Below are 19,314 nucleotides of genomic sequence, written 5' to 3' on the forward strand. Positions count from 1 at the left end.
GGATTGAATGAAAAACGGGCCGGTCCCTTGCAGGGCCGACCCGTTCTGTGTGTTCAACCAACTGGGCAATTCTGCGGCAAAGTTGCGACCCGTCCGGTCAATTCAACTTTTTCGTGCCGCAGAGCCGTTACTTCAGGCGTTTATCCCGTGCGGCCAGCAGTTTCAGGCGCAGGGCGTTCAGCTGGATAAAGCCCGCCGCATCGGTCTGATCGTATGCGCCAGCATCTTCCTCGAACGTCACGTGTGCTTCGGAATACAGCGAGTGATCCGACCAGCGGCCCACCGTCGAGGCCAGACCTTTGTACAGTTTCACGCGGACGGTGCCGGTGACGTGCTCTTGGCTTTTGTCGATCGCGGCCTGAAGCATCTCACGCTCGGGCGAGTACCAGAAGCCGTTATAGATCAACTCGGCATATTGCGGCATCAGCTGGTCTTTCAGGTGCATCGCGCCGCGGTCCATGGTGATGGACTCGATCCCGCGGTGTGCTTCCAGTAGGATGGTGCCGCCGGGGGTTTCGTAGATGCCGCGCGATTTCATACCGACGAAACGGCCTTCGACCAGGTCCAGACGGCCAATGCCGTGCTTGCCGCCATATTCGTTCAGCTTGGTCAGGATGGTGGCCGGGCTCATCGCCTCGCCATTGATGCTGACTGCGTCGCCTTTTTCAAAACCGATCTCGATGTACTCGGGCTCGTTCGGCGCGTCCTCGGGGTGGACGGTGCGCTGATAGACATAGTCCGGCGCCATATCCGCGGGGTCTTCCAGAACCTTGCCCTCGGACGAGGTGTGCAGCAGGTTGGCATCGACCGAGAAGGGCGCCTCGCCGCGTTTGTCCTTGGCAATCGGGATCTGATGGGCTTCGGCCCATTCGATCAGACGGGTACGGCTGGTCAGATCCCATTCGCGCCACGGGGCGATGACCTTGATGTCGGGGTTCAGTGCGTAGGCGGCCAGTTCAAAACGAACCTGATCGTTGCCCTTGCCGGTTGCGCCATGTGCCACGGCGTCGGCACCGGTCTCCTGCGCGATCTCGACCAGACGTTTCGAAATCAGCGGGCGCGCGATCGAGGTGCCCAGCAGGTACAGGCCTTCGTACTGTGCGTTGGCGCGGAACATGGGGAAGACGAAATCGCGGACGAACTCTTCGCGAATATCCTCGATATAGATGTTCTCGGGCTTGATCCCCAGCATCTCGGCCTTTTGGCGGGCGGGTTCCAGTTCCTCACCCTGACCCAGATCGGCGGTGAAGGTGACGACCTCACAACCATACTCGGTCTGCAACCATTTCAGAATGATCGAGGTATCAAGGCCACCGGAATAGGCCAGAACAACTTTCTTGGGCGCGGACATCTGACTTCCCCTTATGCGTAGAACGCTTGGCCCCTAACGGGTTTTGAAAGCGGGGGCAAGTTATCTGCGTTGACGCACGAGATGAATTGGGGTGAAACAGGTGGAAAGAAAACAAGGATTGGTTGAGAGGGCAGGATTCAGGATGTTGGGTTGGCAGATTTTTGTGCATTCGGTGCGGATGGTGTTCGGCAATCTCAAGCAAGTGCTTCAGATCACTTTTGGTCCTGCTTTGATCGCAACGGTTTTGATCGTTTTGCTGTTCATGGCATCAGGTATTCCGCTTGAGTTTTTTGAGACAGACGCAAACGGCCTACCACCGGGAATCACTGCAGGTGGGGTCCTCCTATTCATTTTTGGGCTGTTTGCGGTGGTGCTTATCACCATGTTCTGGATAGCGGTGTCTTGGCACCGGTTTATCCTGCTTGAAGAGTATCCCAGAGGTATTTTTCCCGCGTTCCGCTTCGACCGCATCCTTGCTTACCTCGGACGAGCTATCCTGCTTGGATTGCTGATGGGCATTGCTTGGATTCCAGCGGGCTTTATTCTTGCTGGACTGGTTCAAAGCTCACCAGTTTTGGCAATTATCTTGATGGTAGCCTATGCGATCTTTTTGTTTGTGTGCTTCTATCGACTTTCGATAATCCTGCCTGCAGCAGCCATCGGCCAACCAATTACTCTTGGTGAAGCCTGGAACAGCACGGCCGGAGCGGCCGGAGCCATTCTGGCGCTGATTGTTGTGGCGTTCCTGTTCCAGTTACTTGTTCAGCTTGTCTTCACTGCGTTGGCTATCATTCCAGTCTTGGGGATATTGCTGTCAGTATTCTTTGGAGTGCTGGTCCTGCCCATGGTCAGTGTCAGTCTTTTCACCACCATGTACGGCGTCTTCATCGAAAAACGCGAACTCGCCTGACCCGCGTACACATATGTATTCCTTGCCCTTTCGGCGGTGATGCGGCACTGAAATCGCTATGACTGATTTCATGACCCGCGCCCGCGCCGCCGAACAGGCAATGCGCACTGTGTTTCCGCCCACACCGCTGCAGCGGAATGCCCATCTGTCCGACCGCTATGGCGCGGATATCTGGCTCAAGCGGGAAGACCTCAGCCCGGTGCGGTCCTACAAGATACGTGGTGCGTTCAACGCTATGCGCAAGCAGCAGGGGCAGGACCTGTTCGTCTGCGCCAGCGCGGGCAACCACGCACAGGGCGTGGCCTATATGTGCAAGCATCTGGGCGTGAAGGGTGTGATCTTCATGCCGGTGACGACACCGCAGCAGAAAATCCAGAAGACCCGCATCTTTGGTGGCGAAAATATCGAGATTCACCTGATCGGCGACTATTTCGACGACACTCTGGCCGCAGCGCAGGCATGGTGCGCGCAGCAGGGCGGGTATTTCCTGTCGCCTTTCGACGATGAGGATGTGATCGAAGGTCAGGCCTCGTTGGCGGTTGAGATTGAGGCACAGCTGGGCGGACTGCCCGATCATGTGATCCTGCCCGTGGGTGGCGGCGGCATGTCCTCGGGCGTGGCGACGTGGTTCGGGGACCGGACCCATTGCCTGTTTGTCGAACCCAAAGGTGGGGCCTGTCTTCATGCGGCGATGGCGGCGGGGCATCCCGTGGCGCTGGATCAGGTCGACAACTTTGTCGATGGCGCGGCGGTGGGGAAAATCGGTGCGAAACCGTTCGCTCTGTTGAAGGATCGCCACCTGTCCGATGTGCATGTCCTGTCCGAGGATCGCATCTGCACCACCATGATCGAGATGCTGAATGTCGAAGGCATCGTGCTGGAGCCCGCTGGCGCGCTCGCGATCGAGGCGCTGGGCGATATTCAGAGCTTTATCCGTGGCAAGACCGTGGTCTGCGTCACCTCGGGTGGCAATTTCGATTTCGAACGCCTGCCTGAGGTCAAGGAGCGGGCGCAGCGTTATTCCGGCGTCAAGAAATACTTAATCCTGCGCCTGCCGCAGCGCCCCGGCGCACTAAAGGAGTTTCTGGGCATTCTCGGCCCCGAGGATGACATTGCTCGGTTCGAATACATGAAGAAATCGGCGCGCAATTTCGGCTCGGTCCTGATTGGCATCGAAACCTGCAAGCCCGAGAACTTCGCCCGCCTGTTCGCGCATCTGGATGAGGCCGGTTTCACCTATACCGACATCACCGAAGACGAGACATTGGCACAGTTCGTGATCTAGATCAGGTTCGCGGCTTTTTCCGCCAGGAACACGGTGCGGGACTCGTCATAGGCCTTCAGAATCGCGGGCAGATCGACCTCAGCCGCTTTGCCTGCGGCGGCGTTACGCTCGGCATCCTGGCAAAGGTTTGAGAAGCGATTGAACCCAAGGCTCAGCGCGCTGCCCTTGAGGAAATGCATGTTCTGCTCGAACTCGGCCCGGTTTGCATCCTGGTGCACCCGTTCGATGGTTTCCTGCACCTCGTCCAGAAAGATCTGCACCACCTCGTCAAACTCACCGGCGCCCACCTCATCCCGCAGCTGTCTGACCCTGGACCAGTCAATCATGTTCGGCGCCTCCACACATATCGCGACATGACCTGCCTAACCCAGGGCCGGTAAAGAGGCGGTTAAGCAACGCAAACAAGACGCCTTCACGGGATGTTAAACCGCTGCGCGCTAGGGTCGGCGCGTTCAGGTATGGTCGCAGTGCAGAGGGTACAGGTGGCAGAAGGCAGTCAGGCAGAGGCCAGGGCAGAGCTTGATTTTGGCGCGATCCAAAAGGTGCTGGTCGTCGATGACAGCCGCCTGCAACGGCGGATTCTGGTGGCTTCACTGAAAAAATGGGGCTTTGAGGTGCTGGAGGCCGATAGCGGTGACGCGGCAATCGAGATGTGCCAAGCCAACCCCCCGGATCTGGTGGTCAGCGACTGGGTAATGCCGGGGATGAGCGGGCTGGAATTTTGCCGCGCATTTCGGGCGCTGGACAGCGAGCAGTACAGCTATTTCATCCTGCTGACCTCAAAAAGCGAAAAGCAGGAGGTGGCAAAGGGGCTGGATGCCGGGGCCGACGACTTTCTGATCAAACCGCTTGAGGCGGATGAGCTGCGCGCGCGCATTTCGGCCGGGGCGCGTATTCTGGATATGCAGCGTGAGCTGTCCGAGAAGAACCGGATGATCGAAACCGCGTTGGAAGAGCTGCGCGTGGCGCACGATGCCATCGACAAGGATTTGATGCAGGCCAAGAAAATTCAGGACTCGCTGGTGCCGGAACTGACGCGCGAGTTCGGCAAGTCGCGGGTCAGCATGTTGCTGAAACCTTGCGGTCATATCGGGGGTGATCTGGTGGGGATGTTTTCACCCGGGGTTAATCGGCTGGGGTTCTATAGCATCGATGTGTCAGGCCACGGCATCACCTCGGCGATGATGACGGCGCGGCTGGGGGGATATCTGTCCAGCAAGCATTTCGAACAGAACGTGGCGATGGAAAAGCGGTTCGACAAATTCTATGCGCTGCTGCCGCCCGAGCAGGTGGCCGAGATGCTCAATTCCCGTCTAATGGCGGATGCGGGCGTCGAGGAATACTTCACCATGGTCTATGCAATCATCGACCTGCGCAACGGGCATCTGAAGATGGTGCAGGCCGGGCATCCGCATCCGCTGGTGCTGCGCCATGATGGCAGCACCGAGTTTCTGGGCGAAGGCGGGTTGCCCATCGGATTGCTGTCGGATGTTTCATTCCAGCAAACCGAAACCTATCTGCATCCCGGCGACAAGCTGTTGTTGTATTCGGACGGCTTTACCGAGTGCGGGCTCGCCGGTGGCGGGCTGTTGGAAGAGGAAGGGTTGCGCCGGATGGCCGTCGAGTGCGCGCCCGGACGCAGTGGAACCGAGTTTCTGGACGATATGTTTTGGCGCCTGACACAGGTCATGGCCCCGGGCAGCGGCATGGATGACGACGTCTCGGCCGTATTCTTTGAATATAACGGGCCCTAGAGCCTGTTCAGGTGTTGGGCGGCAAAGTGGCGGTCACCGGCATTACCCAGCATTTGCGTCGCATCTGCGGTATCCATCCACAACGCCTCGTGAAACGGCTCGGTCGGCGGGCCGATACGGCGCACGGGGCGGGCGCGATAGATCAGGCAGACTTTTTCCGCCCACAGATCGTATTCGGGCATGAAGGTGAACCGCCGGAACGCCCCGACGCGGCGCGGCGCGGCCACAAGCCAGCCGGTTTCTTCGAACACTTCGCGGTGCAGGGCGGTGACGGGTGATTCGCCCGGATCGATGCCGCCGCCGGGCAGTTGCAGATCGGGGCCGGGCTCCATCTGGCAGGTCAGCAAAAGGTGTCGGCCACGCGGCAACAAAGCGTAAACACCCACACGTCTGATGTATTTCTGCCCCGCTTGCGGGGTTTCACCGAACCGTCTGATCATGTATGGCCCCTTACAACCCGAATTGTTCGACCTATATGCTGGCGGTATGCCAACCTGTGGCGTGTAAGGAAACCCCATGTCTCTTGGAACGAAAATCGCGTGGGACGATACCGTCCTGCCCTTTCAACTTGATGTATCGGATATGCGCGGCCGCGTGGCCCGTCTGGATGGCGTGCTCGACGGCATCCTGAAGCAGCACGACTATCCGGAAAAGGTAGAGGCCCTGGTGGCCGAGATGGCCCTGCTGACCGCGCTGATCGGCCAGACCATTTCACTGCGCTGGAAACTGTCTTTGCAGGTTCAGTCCAAAGGCCCGGTGCGCATGATCGCGACCGACTACTATGCGCCCAAGCAAGAGGGCGAACCGGCCCGCATCCGCGCCTATGCCAGTTTCGACCGCGAGCGCCTGACCGATGGCGCGCCGTTCGATCAGGTGGGCGAAGGCTATTTCGCCATCATGATCGACCAGGGCAAGGGCTCGCAGCCCTATCAGGGCATCACGCCGCTGGCCGGTGGGTCGATCTCTGCCTGCGCCGAGGCGTATTTCGCGCAGTCCGAGCAGCTGCCGACCCGTTTCTCGCTGAGCTTTGGCAAATCGACCGAGCCGGGCGTCGGTGAGCACTGGCGCGCCGGTGGGGTCATGCTGCAGCACATGCCCAAAGCCTCGCCCTTTGTGGCGAACAACGAGGGTGAGGGCCAGATCCTGACCGCCGAAGATCTGGTGGACGGCGAAGAGGGTGAAAACTGGGGCCGCGTCAATATCCTGCTGGATACGGTCGAGGATCTGGAACTGATCGGGCCATCGGTGGCACCCACCGATCTGCTGGTCCGGCTGTTTCACGAGGAACAGCCGCGGGTTTATGACGCGCAACCCGTGCAGTTCGGCTGCACCTGTTCCGAGGACCGCGTGCGGCAAAGCCTGTCGATCTACTCGGCCAAGGACATCGAAAAGATGACTACGCCCGAGGGCAAAGTGACCGCCGATTGTCAGTTCTGCGGTGCCCATTACGTGCTGGAACCGGGCTCGGTCGGCTTTGATGCGGACGAGGCCTGATCCAACCGATCAGCTGCGGGCGGCACTTAGCCGCCCCGGCCATGGGTCGAGCGATTTCGACCTGAACCCCGAAACCGTTCTGCCCGAGGGTCGCAAGCTGCGCCCCGCCGGTGTTCTGGTGCCGGTCTCGGTTGCAACTGGCACGCCGCGGCTGATCCTGACTAAACGCTCCTCGGCCCTGAAACATCATCCCGGCCAGATCGCCTTTCCCGGCGGCAAGCAGGATGAGGGCGACGCGGATGTCACCGCCACCGCCCTGCGTGAAGCGCAGGAAGAGATCGGTCTGCCGCCCGACCTGCCCGAGATTCTGGGGCATCTGCCAACCCATGAGACGGTCACCTCGTTCACTGTGACGCCGGTTGTGGCAATCCTGCGCGCGCCGTTCCAACTGATCCCGGAGCCGGGTGAAGTCGACGAGGTGTTTTCTGTCCCACTTGCACATGTGCTCAACCCTGCGAATTATATCGTTGAATCGCGCCGCTGGCGGGGTCAGAAAAGGTATTATTACGCGGTGCCGTTCGGTCCTTATTACATCTGGGGCGCGACGGCCCGGATGTTGCGGGGATTGGCAGCGCGGGTGAGTGAATGACGCAAATTTCCGAAGGCTGGGTTTCTGATCCGGCTACACAAAAGGTTTGCGCGGCCCTGACCGGCGGCGGAGCGCAGGCGCTGTTTGTCGGTGGTTGCGTTCGAAACGCGCTGCTGGGCGCGCCGGTTTCGGATATCGACATTGCCACCGATGCCCATCCCGAGCGGGTGATGGAGCTGGCGCAGACGGCGGGCCTCAAAGCCATTCCCACCGGGATCGAGCACGGCACCATAACCGTGGTCAGCGGCGGCGCCCCGCATGAGATCACTACCTTTCGCCGTGACGTGAAAACCGATGGTCGCCGCGCTGTGGTGGCCTTTTCCGACAAGGTGGAAGAAGACGCCGCGCGCCGCGATTTCACCATGAACGCAATCTATGCCCGGCCCGACGGCACCGTGCTGGACCCGCTGAACGGTCTGCCCGACCTGCAGGCACGGCGGGTGCGGTTTATCGGCACCGCCGAAAACCGCATTCGAGAGGATTACCTGCGCTCGCTGCGCTATTTCCGCTTTCACGCGTGGTATGGCGATGCGGAAGCCGGGTTCGATCCGGATGCGTTGGCGGCGATTGCCGCCAATCTGGACGGGCTGGCCGGTCTGTCCCGCGAACGGGTCGGGGCCGAGTTGCTGAAACTGCTGGGCGCACCCGATCCCGCGCCCTCGGTCGCAGCCATGCGTCAGGCAGGTGTTTTGGCGCAGTTGATTCCAGGGGCCGAAGACCGGTCACTGGCGCCTCTGGTCGCGTTGGAGCATCAGGCCGGGGCCACGCCCGAGCCGATCCGCCGTCTGTCTGCCATTGTCACGCCCGAGATCGCCAAAACCTTGCGCCTGAGTAAAGCGCAGCTGCAACGGCTGACCCGGATGCGTGATGAAGCATCGAGCACCGCCAGTATTGCGGAACTGGGTTTCCGCTATGGGGAAGAGGGTGGAATGCACGAAACCCTCCTACGCTGCGCTTTTCTGGAACAGCCCTGGTCCGAGGACATGCGGCAGGACTTGCGCAAAGGGGCGGCAGCGGATTTTCCGGTTCAGGCCACCGATCTTATCCCCGACTTCACCGGACCCGCGCTGGGCAAGAAGCTGGCTGAACTTGAAGCCCGCTGGATCGCCTCTGGTTTCACGCTGGATCGCAAAGACCTGCTGGGCGGCTGAGACGAAGTCTCAAAAAGGGATGACAAACAAAAAATATTGTGGTTACGTTCGCGTGTTACCTGATTTGGAGGGAGGCATGCGAATGTACTACGGGATCTGGTTCGGCTAAGGCCGGAACACTTTGACCCGTAAGGGTGGTGTTCTGGCGCCATCTGTTTTCGCACGTCCTGAATTTCCTGCTCAATCGGAGCACCCTCCATGTTTCGCTATTTCGAAAACCTCGTTGACCCTTTTGTTGCCTATGAAGAAACCGACACGCCGCCCACGCGGCTGTGGCCGTTCATGCTGGATTACTCGCGGCCGTTCATGCGGGTGTTCTTCTGGGCCGCGCTGATCTCGGTCATTGTTGCGGCGGTTGAGGTCGGCCTGATCTACTACATGGGTCGCGTTGTGGACCTGCTGTCCGGGCCACCTGCTGAGGTCTGGCAGGCGCATGGCACCGAACTGATCCTGATGGCAGTTTTTGTGTTGCTGCTGCGCCCGATGCTGCATGTGGTCGATGTGCTGTTGTTGAACAACACGATCCTGCCAAACTTTGGTACCCTGATCCGCTGGCGCGCGCACAAGCACGTGTTGCGGCAGTCGGTAGGGTGGTTTGAGAATGACTTTGCCGGCCGTATCGCCAACCGGATCATGCAGACGCCTCCGGCCGCGGGTGAGGCCGTGTTTCAGGTGTTTGATGCCATTTCCTTTTCGATCGCCTACCTGATCGGGGCGGCGATCCTGTTAATGGCTGCTGATCCGCGTCTGTTGTTGCCACTGCTGATATGGTTGGTGCTTTATGGTTTGCTGGTGCGCTGGACGGTGGCTCGGGTGGGCCCGGCGTCTCAGGCAGCCTCGGATGCGCGTTCAGCGGTGACGGGTCGTGTGGTGGACAGCTACACCAATATCCACTCGGTCAAAATGTTCGCGCATGACGATCAGGAACTGGACTATGCCCGCGAAGCCATCGAGGAAACCCGCCGAACTTTCCAGATCGAGATGCGGATCTTCACCATCATGGATGCGGTTCTGGTCGCTCTGAACGGTTTGCTGATCGTTGGTGTCGTCGGCTGGGCCATTGCCTTGTGGATGCAGGGCAGTGCTACGGTCGGTGTGGTCGCGGCGGCCACCGCGCTGACGCTGCGGCTGAACGCGATGACCGGGTGGATCATGTGGGCCCTGACCAGCTTCTTCCGCCAACTTGGTGTTGTGGCCGAAGGGATGGAGACCATCGCCCAGCCCATCGACCTGTTGGACGCGCAGAAGGCCAAGCCGTTGCAACTCACCAAAGGTCAAATCGACATCCGCGACCTGTCGCACCATTACGGGCGCAAGACCGGTGGTCTGGATCACATCAACCTGACCATCCATCCGGGCGAGAAAATCGGTCTGATCGGGCGGTCTGGTGCCGGTAAATCGACCCTCGTAAAGCTGCTTTTGCGGTTTTATGACGTGGAACAGGGTGCGATCCTGATCGACGATCAGAACATCGCAAGCGTCACGCAGGACAGTCTGCGCAGCCATATCGGCATGGTGCAGCAGGACAGCGCCTTGCTGCATCGTTCGGTGCGCGACAACATCCTCTATGGCCGCCCCGAGGCGACCGAGGAACAGATGATCGCCGCCGCCAAACAGGCCGAAGCGCATGAGTTCATCCTTGACCTGCAGGACCCGCAGGGGCGCACCGGCTATGACGCGCACGTGGGCGAACGGGGCGTGAAGCTGTCTGGTGGTCAGCGGCAACGGGTGACGCTGGCACGGGTGATCCTGAAGGATGCGCCGATCTTGTTGTTGGATGAGGCGACATCCGCCCTAGATTCCGAGGTCGAAGCGTCGATTCAGGAGACCCTCTACGGCATGATGCAAGGTAAAACCGTGATCGCCATTGCCCACCGGCTCAGCACCATTGCCCAGATGGACCGCATTCTGGTCATGGATGGCGGCCGGATCGTGGAACAGGGCGGCCATTCCGAGCTGTTGGCGCATGGCGGGCTTTACGCCCAGTTCTGGGCGCGGCAATCTGGGGGCTTCCTGAACCCGGAGGCCGCGGAATGAAGGTTGCCGACCTGATCGACCCGTTCAAGAACACCGAAACGCCCCCGCCGCAAACGCTGGGGGCGTTTATTCGCTGGTGCCTGTCGGGGGCTTGGCCGATGATTTTCGTCGCCGCCTTTTTCTCGGCCACGGCAGGCGCGATGGAGGCTGGCACCGCCTGGATGCTGGGCCTTGTGATCGATCTGGCAACCGAGAGCGGACCCCAGAATATCCTGACCGGTAGCAATCTGTGGACGATCCTCGGCGTGGCGGCGTTCTTCATGCTGTTGCGCCCGGTGTTTTTTGGGTTTTCGGCGTTTTCGAACAACTACATCGTCATGCCCAATATCCCGCCGCTGGTTCTGGCCAAACTGAACCGCTGGACGCTGGGCCAGTCGGTCACCTATTTTGACGATGATTTTGCGGGCCGGATTGCGCAGAAACAGATGCAGACGTCGAACGCTATGGCCTCGGTTGTGTCCGAAACGATCAGTGCGATTGTCTTTGCCTTGGCCTCGCTTGCGGGCTCTTTGCTTTTGTTAGGGTCTATTCACCCTCTGGTGATCCTGCCTTTTGCCGGTTGGCTGGTCGTCTATTTCCTGCTGATCCGCTGGTATCTGCCACGCATTCGCGTGCGGTCTTCGGCGCGGGCCGGGGCGCGCGCGATGGTGTCGGGGCAGGTGGTCGATACGATCACCAACATCAAAACCGTCAAGCTGTTCGCCCATTCCGCGTTCGAGGATCAGGCCGCGCGGAACTCGATGGTTGATTTGCGGGAAAAGATGCTGGCTTTCGGCAAACTGTCGGCCAGCTTCCGCTTTATCCTGATGGTGCTGGCCGGCGTTTTGCCGGTTCTGCTGATCGGCGCGACGTTGCTGCTGTGGCGCAATGGCATCGCAACGGCAGGGGATATCGTGGCGGCGGGTGCAATCTCAATCCGGGTTTCACAGATGACCGGGTGGGTCAGTTTCACGCTGATGGGGCTTTATGCCAATGTGGGTGAAATTGAAAACGGTATGAAAACGTTGGCCAAGCGCGACCGGGTTGAAGATGCCGGGGATGCCACGACGCTGAAAGTGACCACAGGACAGATTGATTTCGACCACGTCAGCTTTGCCTATGGCCGCGACGTGGGCGGTGTGTCTGATGTCACCATGACCGTTCATCCGGGTGAAAAGCTGGGCATTGTCGGCGCTTCGGGGGCGGGGAAATCCACCTTGGTGTCGCTTCTGCTCAGGCTCTATGACGGGGAAAAAGGCGCAATTCGCATTGATGGGCAGGATGTCGATCAAGTGACTCAGGACAGTCTGCGCGGACAGATCGGCATGGTCACGCAGGAAACCGCGATGTTCAACCGCTCGGCGCGTGAGAACATCCTGTATGGCCGCCCCGATGCGTCCGAGGACGAAATGATTGCCGCTGCCAAAAAGGCCGAAGCGCATGAATTCATTCTCAGCCTGCAGGACGCCCATGGTCGCAAGGGCTATGACGCACATCTGGGTGAGCGCGGCGTGAAGCTGAGCGGCGGACAGCGGCAGAGGATCGCTTTGGCGCGTGCCATTCTGAAGGATGCGCCGATTCTGGTGCTGGATGAGGCAACTTCAGCGCTGGATTCCGAAGTCGAGGCCTCGATCCAAGCGGCGTTGCACCGGGTGATGCAGGGCAAGACCGTGCTGGCGATTGCGCACCGCCTGTCCACGCTCAGCGAGATGGACCGGATCATCGTGTTGGATCAGGGGTGCATCGTTGAAACCGGCACCCATGCTGCACTTTTGGAGCAGGGCGGGCTCTATGCCCGGTTCTGGCATCGTCAGTCCGGCGGGTTCATTCAGGCGGAAGCGGCGGAATAACGCTCTCAGGGGTTTTGTTGCGCGCAAAGCCCCGGTATCAGGCGCCCCATGACGCAGCAGTTCACCATAACCCGCCTGGGCCATCAGGGCGATGGCATCGCCGATGGCCCCGTTTATGCACCCCGCACCTTGCCGGGTGAAGTGGTCAGCGGCACGCTGGTTGGCCAGTTGTTGACCGATATCCGGGTCGAGGTGCCCTCGGATCAGCGGGTCAAAGCGCCGTGCCGCCATTACAAGGCCTGCGGCGGATGTCAGCTGCAACACGCTGCAGACGATTTCGTGGCCGATTGGAAGGTTGCGGTGGTGCGCAACGCGCTGGCCGCGCAGGGGCTCGATGCCCCGATGCGGCCAATACACACCTCACCCGAACGGTCCCGTCGCCGGGCAACAATTGCGGTGCGGCGGACCAAGAAAGGTACACTGGCCGGATTTTATGGACGCGCGTCCGACACGATCATCGAAATCCCTGATTGTCATTTGCTGGACCCGGCCCTGATCGAGGCCATTCCGGTGGCCGAAGCGCTGGCGGTACTGGGGGGCAGCCGCAAGGGCGTGCTGGCGGTGACGTTGACTCTGTCCGAAGGCGGGTTGGATGTGGCGGTCAAAGGCGGCAAGCCTCTGGACGGCCCGCTGGAACTGGCGCTGGCGCAAGCGACCGAGAAACACGGGCTGGCGCGACTCAGCTGGGATGGTGAGGTGATCGCCATGCGGCAGCCTCCGGTGCAGCGGTTCGGAGTGGCTGGGGTAGTGCCGCCGCCGGGCGCGTTCCTGCAGGCGACGAAAGACGGAGAACAGGCTCTGTTACAGGCAGTTTTGCAGGCCACGCAGGGCGCAAAGCGAATTGTTGACCTGTTCGCCGGTAGCGGAACCTTCTCACTTCCCCTTGCCGAAACTGCCGAAGTACACGCGGTAGAAGGTGAGGCCGCGATGACCGACGCTCTGGATCAGGGCTGGCGCCGTGCACAAGGCCTCAAGCGTGTCACGACCGAGGCCCGCGACCTCTTCCGCCGACCCTTGATGCCGGATGAGTTGAAAAATTTCGATGCCGTGGTCATCGACCCACCCCGTGCCGGGGCCGAGGCGCAGGTGGTCGAACTGGCGCAGGCGCAGCGCCCGGTGATCGCCTATGTTTCGTGCAACCCGGTCACCTTCGCGCGGGACGCAAAAACGTTGATTAACGCGGGCTACACCCTTGAATGGGTACAGGTGGTGGACCAATTTCGATGGTCATCACACACGGAATTGGCCGCACGGTTTGTCTTGGGATCCGCATCATGAGCACGCAGGAGAAAATCACTATGGGATTCAATCAACGCCTTCTGGGCATCATTGAAAATCCCATCTTTGGCCGGTTCATCACCGGGGTCATCATCTTCAACGCCATCCTGTTGGGGATGGAGACATCGCCCACCCTGATGGAAGCCGCAGGCCCGCTGATCGTGACGCTGGACAGCATCTGCCTGACCATCTTCGTGGCCGAGATTGCCTTGAAACTGCTGGCAACAGGGCGGCGGTTCTTCCTGAACGGCTGGAACGTCTTTGATTTCATCGTTGTCGGCATTGCCCTGATCCCCAGCGCGGGCGGATTGTCGGTGCTGCGGGCGCTGCGAATCCTGCGGGTTCTGCGCGTCATTTCGGTTGCCCCACGCTTGCGGCGTGTAGTCGAAGGCTTCATTTCAGCCCTGCCGGGCATGGCCAGTGTGTTCCTGCTGATGGCGATCCTGTTCTATATCGGTGCGGTGATCTCGACCAAGCTGTTCTCGGTCTCGTTCCCGGAATGGTTCGGCGATCTGGGCCAGTCGGCTTATACGCTGTTCCAGATCATGACGCTGGAAAGCTGGTCGATGGGCATCGTGCGCCCGGTGATGGAGGTGTACCCCTATGCCTGGCTGTTCTTCGTGCCTTTCATCATGGTCACCACATTTGCGGTGGTAAACCTGCTGGTGGGTCTGATCGTGAACTCGATGCAGGACGCGCACCATGCCGAGGATGAGGTGAAAACCGACGCGTATCGCGACGAGGTGCTGGAACGGCTGGAAAGCATCGAGCGCCGCTTGACCGAGCAATCGCACAGCAAAAAGTGATTTCAGTTTTTCCGATTTCTGGCATAATGCTGAAAAAAAAAGAGCAGGCAGTGAAACATGGATCGTCGAGCATTTGGAATGGGCGCTATGGCAACGCTGGGCCTTTCGGCCTGTGCCTCGGCCAGCCCGCGATTTCTGACTTATGATGGCCCCGAAGTGACCTCTTTGGTCATCAACAAGGGTGCGCGGAAGCTGTATCTTCTGCACAATGAAACCGTTCTCAAGGAATACAAGGTCGATCTGGGCTTTGCGCCGAACGGCACGAAGACCAAGCGCGGCGACGGGCGCACGCCCGAGGGCAGCTATCTGATCGACCGCCGCAACCCCAACAGCCGCTATCACCTGTCGCTGGGGATTTCCTATCCGAACTCGAATGACATCGCGCAGGCCAAGGCGGCCGGTGTTGACCCGGGTGGTGATATTTTTATTCACGGTCAGCCGAAAAAGCGGTCGGAACTGAAGCGCGCCAAAAAGACGCCGGATTGGACCGCGGGCTGCATCGCCGTCAAGAATGAAGAGATCGAAGAGATCTATGCGATGGTGAACAAGGGCACGCTGATCACGCTGCGCCCGTAAGCGGTTTCCATCCCCCGAACCCGAACTGTAAATAGTCGCGCTGGTAGGCATCCACTGCCAACGCCTCTAGCGTGTCGTTGTATATCTCGGCCAGCGCGAACGGGACATCCGGTGCGGTTAGGCCGGGTGTCGGCGGGCGGTCATGCCTCATCCGACGCGCCAGATCGGGCAGGGCAGCGGCGATTTCATCCTCGCGCAGGATCAGGTCGGGAAACGCAAATGATGTCATCCCCGCAAGCACCTGAGACTGGCTGCACCACACCCCATCCACCCGCACCGGCGTTTGTCCAGCCAGGTTTTGCCGCAGAAAGGTAAGGAAGGCTGAAAACGCCTCATAATGCTGGTCGCGCGAATAGTTGTCTGGGCGCAGCTGACCGGGGATCGGTATCTTGAACCGGTTGCGCAGCATGTTGCGGATTTTCAGGTAGGCACCGGGTTCGGTGCTGAGGATATAGGAACAAAAGGCCGAATGCGCCCGCGCCAGAGGGTGCTGCAGCACGGTGAACTTGCGATGCCCGGGATGGGCCTGCAGCCAGCGTCGCGTCTGTTTGCGGTTTTGATTGGTGATCAGCTTGTCGGGCTCGGTCGCATCCAGATCGGCCAGCCACTGTGTCACCGGCGCTTCGAGCCCGCCGCGTATCGGCAGGTACATCAGCGGCGTGTCAGGTGCAGCGATATACGTTCCGATCGCGGGTCCGCGACGAGGCTCGAAATTCGGGGTACGGTGCAGGTTGAAACTGTCGATGCGGGCCAGTGCCTGCTCAACCTCTTCGGGGTTTGTCACCTTTGACAGGGCCGGTTCGGGGTTCTGCGGCTTGATCGTGTCGTCGATTGAGGTCAGTCGGGACGAAACCCCCAGCCACGCGGCCAGCCCGTTCAGAACGTCCAGATTGGTCAGGTCGTCATAGGCGATGTAAAATGCGGTCTGCCCGGTGGTTTGAAGCGCGTTGAGCAACAGAAGCTGAAAATCCTGCTGCTGGTCCAGATAGCTTTCGAATTCCTGTGCTTCGAAATCAACCTGAGCTTCACGGCGGCGTTTGATGTTTTTCAGCTGCCACTGCTTGGTCTCGCGCGCGATTTTCAGCGAAACGTAACTGTCCAGCGGATTGCGCGTCAGGATGATCTTGGCACAGCGGGGGTCGGACAATGCAGGCTCTAACACACGGGGATCGTGCCCCTGAAAGAACCGAAACCCGTTGAGCTCACCCGGTGCGGATCGGATCGCTTGAACCAGTTTCATCGGGTCGTCGTCCCGTTCCTCAAGCGTCACGTCCAGCAGGCTTTCGGATTTGAGGCGGCCGATGAAATGCGGGTTGAACGCCTCGCCATGACAGGCAACGCCATCCAGAGCGTTCAGATTGAACTCCAAAAGGTTGGACCCGGTGCGCATCGCGGCAAGAACGATGAAATAGTCAAATCGGGTCGTCATCGCAGGCTATTGCACCAAATAGGGTTTCTTGAACGGCCGGGCGCGGGCGCCAAAGACGTCATCGACGGGAAAGTCTCCCATCAAATACGGGTGCATGCCTTGGTTCTTGAGGTTTTGCAGGAACTTCCCGAACCCCGAAAGATCCACCATCAACGGGGCCTCTGTCAGGTGGCTGGCCCGAGAGGGGCCGATTTCCGCAATGACCGTCTGTAAGGGCTCCATCGGAGATTCCACGAATTCCGCCAGCGACCAGGTGCGCACCCGCGCCTTGGTCCAGACCGAGTTCAGAACCTCAAGCTGTTTGGTTTCGATCTGTTGCAGGCGCGCGGCTTCATTTCGGATGTCGGCGAAGTTCTTGTTTGACCGAAACAGCGGAATCGCCCAGGCCCCGGTGATGACCGAGATTTGTGCGTTCCTGTCCCGAGCCAGAAACCAGTTTATCTGCTGGGTGTCTGCGGGACCGAACTGAAAGCACTGCCGCTCGCCCCGGGTGTTCCAGATCAGGTTCGAGACAAAAGCCGTCGGATTGTAATCCCGCAGAACGGCGCAATCGCTGAGGGCTCCGTTGGTGATTGTTGCGCCGCCGGCAAACTCGGCACGTTCGGGTCCGAACAGATGCCCATGTACCCGCGCGCCGGTGGTTTCCGCCAGCCAGGGTTCGAACCCTTCGAACAGTTCGGCAAAGCCCTGAAACACTGAATAGGGGAATGAGGTCAGCCCGTTCTCGCTGCCGTGGCGGGGAAAGCGGCTTTGCATGTACAGCCCGTCGCGCCCGCGGGTCCGACGCTCGACCGCTTTCGAGAAAACACGGTCGATCTTGCCCGGGTTGGGTTCGGCCGGTCGCATGGCGCTGTTCTGATCGGTCAGGAAGGATTGATACAGCCGATCTGCGTTCGGCCAGATTTTTCGCGCCACGAAACAGTCGGACCGCCGCAGCAGCTGCAGATGGTCATCATAGAAGATATGCGGTCGCCCCTGATAGTCGAATTTGGACAGGGTCAGGGACCGGCTTTCGATGTGAGTGGAGTAGAGCCGTGCCAGTGTCTGGAAATAACTTTCATCCGGGATCCAGACACGCCGGAAATAGCGGTCATAGGTCTGGCGTCTGGGGTCTTGCAGAATGGCCGAGAGGGTCTGGCGGGTCAGGCACCACCACTGGCTGCCCATATGCGGCACCAGACCGTCGGGGATCTTGCGGCGCAAACCGGTGGCGCGTTGCAGCTTCACATAGGCATCGAACAGTTTGCGGTTCTTGCGCCAGGAAAACGGGAACCGCAGGGTGAACCGTTCCTGATCCAGCCCGCCAATGGTCCAGCTGACATCGGCGGTGGTGGCGCTTTCGATGAAATCGACACGGGGCCGGTCTGCGAGATAGTCGATCAGCTCTTCCACTGGCCGCAACGGCAGGCAGGCGCCCGAGGAAAGGTAGACATGATGCACATCCGGAAAGACGTTCAGCATCAGTTCCGCTGCGGATTGCGAGGCGGCAACGATGCCCCATCCGCCCCATTCGCAGACATGGCGGTCGGAAAACCGGATCAGCGGGTCGTCGGCGCAAGAGGTGACGAATTCGGAATAGATCCGAACGGGCACTTTGCGGTCCACATGGATCACCACCGGGCATCCGGCGGCAGTCCAGTGGCGCGCCACCTGTTCGGCCCGGTGCAGCGCCGTGTGGACCAGCATGACGACACCCAGACGGCTCATGCCCAGTTTCCTTTCGACATCAGGCCCAGAATCTCAAGCTGCCGCCAGTTGATGAGCTTCTCGGACTGGTCGCACCAGAATACCGGCTTGTCCTCCAGCCCCTCGGCATAGGCGCGGTATTCGCCCGAGCGGCGGAAGTGTTGGCGGCGGAGCATCTCTTCCCGGGCTTTTTCGCCCAGCGTGCTGATCAGCTTGGCATGCAGCAATGCGCCGCTGGTCTTTTCGCCGCCCCATTCGTCATAGACCTGGTTCAGCCCGCGCGGCAGCAGTGAATGGGTCGAACTGACGTAGACATAGCGCCGGTCCCATTTGACCAGAGGAATCTTGTTCAGGGCTGGCGCCTTGGCGGGGGTATCGCGGAAAAACACACGTGCGCGCGGGCCGCCCTGAATCCACAGGTTCCCGTAAACCGGGTTCTTCGTGATCATGTAGTTGCCGGAATCAAACCAGCGGGCGATCTGAAAAGGGTCCTGCCCCTCGCGATAGGGTTCCGCGTCCACTGGTCCTTGTGGGTACATGTCGATCAGCATGGTGCCGAAACTGCGCACCGCGCAGCCGTCCAGCCAATCGGTCAGGGCGCGGATCGGGCGGGTGTCGCAGAACGGGTAGATGAAGAACTCATCCGGATCGACGGTCAGAACCCAGTGCCCATGCGCGTATTTGCGCAGCAGGTAATTCGACCAGTCCAGCCCGAACGAAGCCCGTTTGTAGCTGGCCCGCGCGCGCCAGACCGAGGCGTCAGGCTGGCTGGCCAGATACTCGCGCGAGCCATCATCGCTGTCATTGTCGACGAACAGGAAATGGTTGATGCCCAGCTTGCGGTAATAGTCCATGAAATAGGGCAGGCGGATCTTTTCGTTCCGCAGCACGCTCATCAACAACACGTCGTCGCGTCGGATGTTGGCGGTCTTGTCGGTCACCGGCTTCAGTTGCTGCCGTTTCAGAAGGCAACGCGCAAGGCGGCGCCTGCGCCGTAACCTCATCCGGTATGAATCCAACAGGCTCACGCGGTTGCTCTGCCCTTTTTGTTACGCGAGCATACCCGGGGGCTGGATAGTCCAGAGTGGTGCCGGGCAATTGCCGATTTATGCCACCTTTGCATCTTTCATGGCAACGCC

General features: G+C 60.0%; 17 protein-coding genes. 11 read left to right on the top strand and 6 right to left on the bottom strand.

Features of this window, described 5'->3' with window-relative positions; translation table 11 throughout:
* Window positions 1–127 precede the first annotated feature (127 nt).
* Entirely contained in the window at window positions 128–1,351 is a 1,224-nt protein-coding gene (locus GOX63_RS11590; RefSeq protein ID WP_170326138.1) for an argininosuccinate synthase, read from the bottom strand.
* Between the two features lie 91 nt (window positions 1,352–1,442).
* On the opposite strand from GOX63_RS11590, the gene GOX63_RS11595 reads away from it, so the two are divergent.
* The gene (locus GOX63_RS11595) at window positions 1,443–2,261 is read left to right on the top strand and encodes a hypothetical protein (protein WP_367646711.1); all 819 of its coding nucleotides are present in this window, start codon (window positions 1,443–1,445) and stop codon (window positions 2,259–2,261) included.
* A 58-nt stretch (window positions 2,262–2,319) separates the two neighbouring features.
* Window positions 2,320–3,546 carry a threonine ammonia-lyase IlvA gene (gene ilvA, locus GOX63_RS11600; protein WP_170326139.1) on the top strand — a complete coding sequence of 409 codons (1,227 nt, stop codon included), beginning with the start codon at window positions 2,320–2,322 and terminating at the stop codon, window positions 3,544–3,546.
* Here ilvA and GOX63_RS11605 read toward each other — a convergent pair.
* Window positions 3,543–3,872, bottom strand: coding sequence for an Hpt domain-containing protein (locus tag GOX63_RS11605; protein ID WP_170545777.1), 330 nt, complete (start codon window positions 3,870–3,872; stop codon window positions 3,543–3,545). The two genes, ilvA and GOX63_RS11605, sit on opposite strands and share 4 nt — an antisense overlap.
* A 132-nt stretch (window positions 3,873–4,004) precedes the next feature.
* On the opposite strand from GOX63_RS11605, the gene GOX63_RS11610 reads away from it, so the two are divergent.
* Window positions 4,005–5,300 carry a SpoIIE family protein phosphatase gene (locus GOX63_RS11610; protein WP_170545780.1) on the top strand — a complete coding sequence of 432 codons (1,296 nt, stop codon included), beginning with the start codon at window positions 4,005–4,007 and terminating at the stop codon, window positions 5,298–5,300.
* Here the strand turns inward: GOX63_RS11610 and GOX63_RS11615 are convergent.
* Window positions 5,297–5,740, bottom strand: a complete 444-nt coding sequence (locus GOX63_RS11615) for an NUDIX hydrolase (RefSeq protein ID WP_170545783.1) — start codon at window positions 5,738–5,740, stop codon at window positions 5,297–5,299. The genes GOX63_RS11610 and GOX63_RS11615 overlap by 4 nt on opposite strands.
* Before the next feature lie 76 nt (window positions 5,741–5,816).
* Between GOX63_RS11615 and GOX63_RS11620 the strand changes: the two genes are divergently transcribed.
* The 8 genes from GOX63_RS11620 to GOX63_RS11655 all read left to right on the top strand — a co-directional run bounded on the left by GOX63_RS11620 (window position 5,817) and on the right by GOX63_RS11655 (window position 15,060).
* Window positions 5,817–6,794, top strand: a complete 978-nt coding sequence (locus GOX63_RS11620; protein ID WP_170545785.1) for an Hsp33 family molecular chaperone HslO — start codon at window positions 5,817–5,819, stop codon at window positions 6,792–6,794.
* Window positions 6,778–7,383 carry a CoA pyrophosphatase gene (locus GOX63_RS11625; RefSeq protein ID WP_170326144.1) on the top strand — a complete coding sequence of 202 codons (606 nt, stop codon included), beginning with the start codon at window positions 6,778–6,780 and terminating at the stop codon, window positions 7,381–7,383. Before GOX63_RS11620 ends, GOX63_RS11625 begins: the two co-directional genes overlap by 17 nt.
* On the top strand, window positions 7,380–8,534 hold the full coding sequence (locus tag GOX63_RS11630) for a CCA tRNA nucleotidyltransferase (RefSeq protein ID WP_170326145.1): 1,155 nt from the start codon (window positions 7,380–7,382) through the stop codon (window positions 8,532–8,534). Before GOX63_RS11625 ends, GOX63_RS11630 begins: the two co-directional genes overlap by 4 nt.
* Before the next feature lie 198 nt (window positions 8,535–8,732).
* Window positions 8,733–10,571 (top strand): ABC transporter ATP-binding protein, encoded by a 1,839-nt coding sequence (locus GOX63_RS11635; RefSeq protein ID WP_170326146.1) that lies wholly within the window; start codon window positions 8,733–8,735, stop codon window positions 10,569–10,571.
* Complete coding sequence (locus GOX63_RS11640) at window positions 10,568–12,400, top strand: ABC transporter ATP-binding protein (protein WP_170545787.1); 1,833 nt, start codon at window positions 10,568–10,570, stop codon at window positions 12,398–12,400. Before GOX63_RS11635 ends, GOX63_RS11640 begins: the two co-directional genes overlap by 4 nt.
* 48 nt (window positions 12,401–12,448) lie before the next feature.
* Window positions 12,449–13,678, top strand: coding sequence for a class I SAM-dependent RNA methyltransferase (locus tag GOX63_RS11645; protein ID WP_170326148.1), 1,230 nt, complete (start codon window positions 12,449–12,451; stop codon window positions 13,676–13,678).
* A 20-nt stretch (window positions 13,679–13,698) separates the two neighbouring features.
* Window positions 13,699–14,484, top strand: coding sequence for an ion transporter (locus GOX63_RS11650; RefSeq protein WP_170326149.1), 786 nt, complete (start codon window positions 13,699–13,701; stop codon window positions 14,482–14,484).
* Window positions 14,485–14,541: 57 nt separating this feature from the next.
* Window positions 14,542–15,060, top strand: coding sequence for a L,D-transpeptidase family protein (locus GOX63_RS11655; protein WP_170326150.1), 519 nt, complete (start codon window positions 14,542–14,544; stop codon window positions 15,058–15,060).
* Here the strand turns inward: GOX63_RS11655 and GOX63_RS11660 are convergent.
* Genes GOX63_RS11660 through GOX63_RS11670 form a run of 3 tightly spaced genes read right to left on the bottom strand, consistent with a single transcriptional unit; the run spans window position 15,044 to window position 19,179 of the window.
* Window positions 15,044–16,489, bottom strand: coding sequence for a nodulation protein NodH (locus GOX63_RS11660; protein ID WP_170326151.1), 1,446 nt, complete (start codon window positions 16,487–16,489; stop codon window positions 15,044–15,046). The genes GOX63_RS11655 and GOX63_RS11660 overlap by 17 nt on opposite strands.
* Window positions 16,490–16,495: 6 nt before the next feature.
* Entirely contained in the window at window positions 16,496–18,196 is a 1,701-nt protein-coding gene (locus GOX63_RS11665) for a DUF5927 domain-containing protein (protein WP_170545789.1), read from the bottom strand.
* The gene (locus tag GOX63_RS11670) at window positions 18,193–19,179 is read right to left on the bottom strand and encodes a glycosyltransferase family 2 protein (RefSeq protein ID WP_170326424.1); all 987 of its coding nucleotides are present in this window, start codon (window positions 19,177–19,179) and stop codon (window positions 18,193–18,195) included. Before GOX63_RS11670 ends, GOX63_RS11665 begins: the two co-directional genes overlap by 4 nt.
* Window positions 19,180–19,314: the final 135 nt, after the last annotated feature.

This window comes from Ruegeria arenilitoris (assembly GCF_013031355.1).
Classification (GTDB): Bacteria; Pseudomonadota; Alphaproteobacteria; order Rhodobacterales; family Rhodobacteraceae; genus Ruegeria; species Ruegeria arenilitoris_C.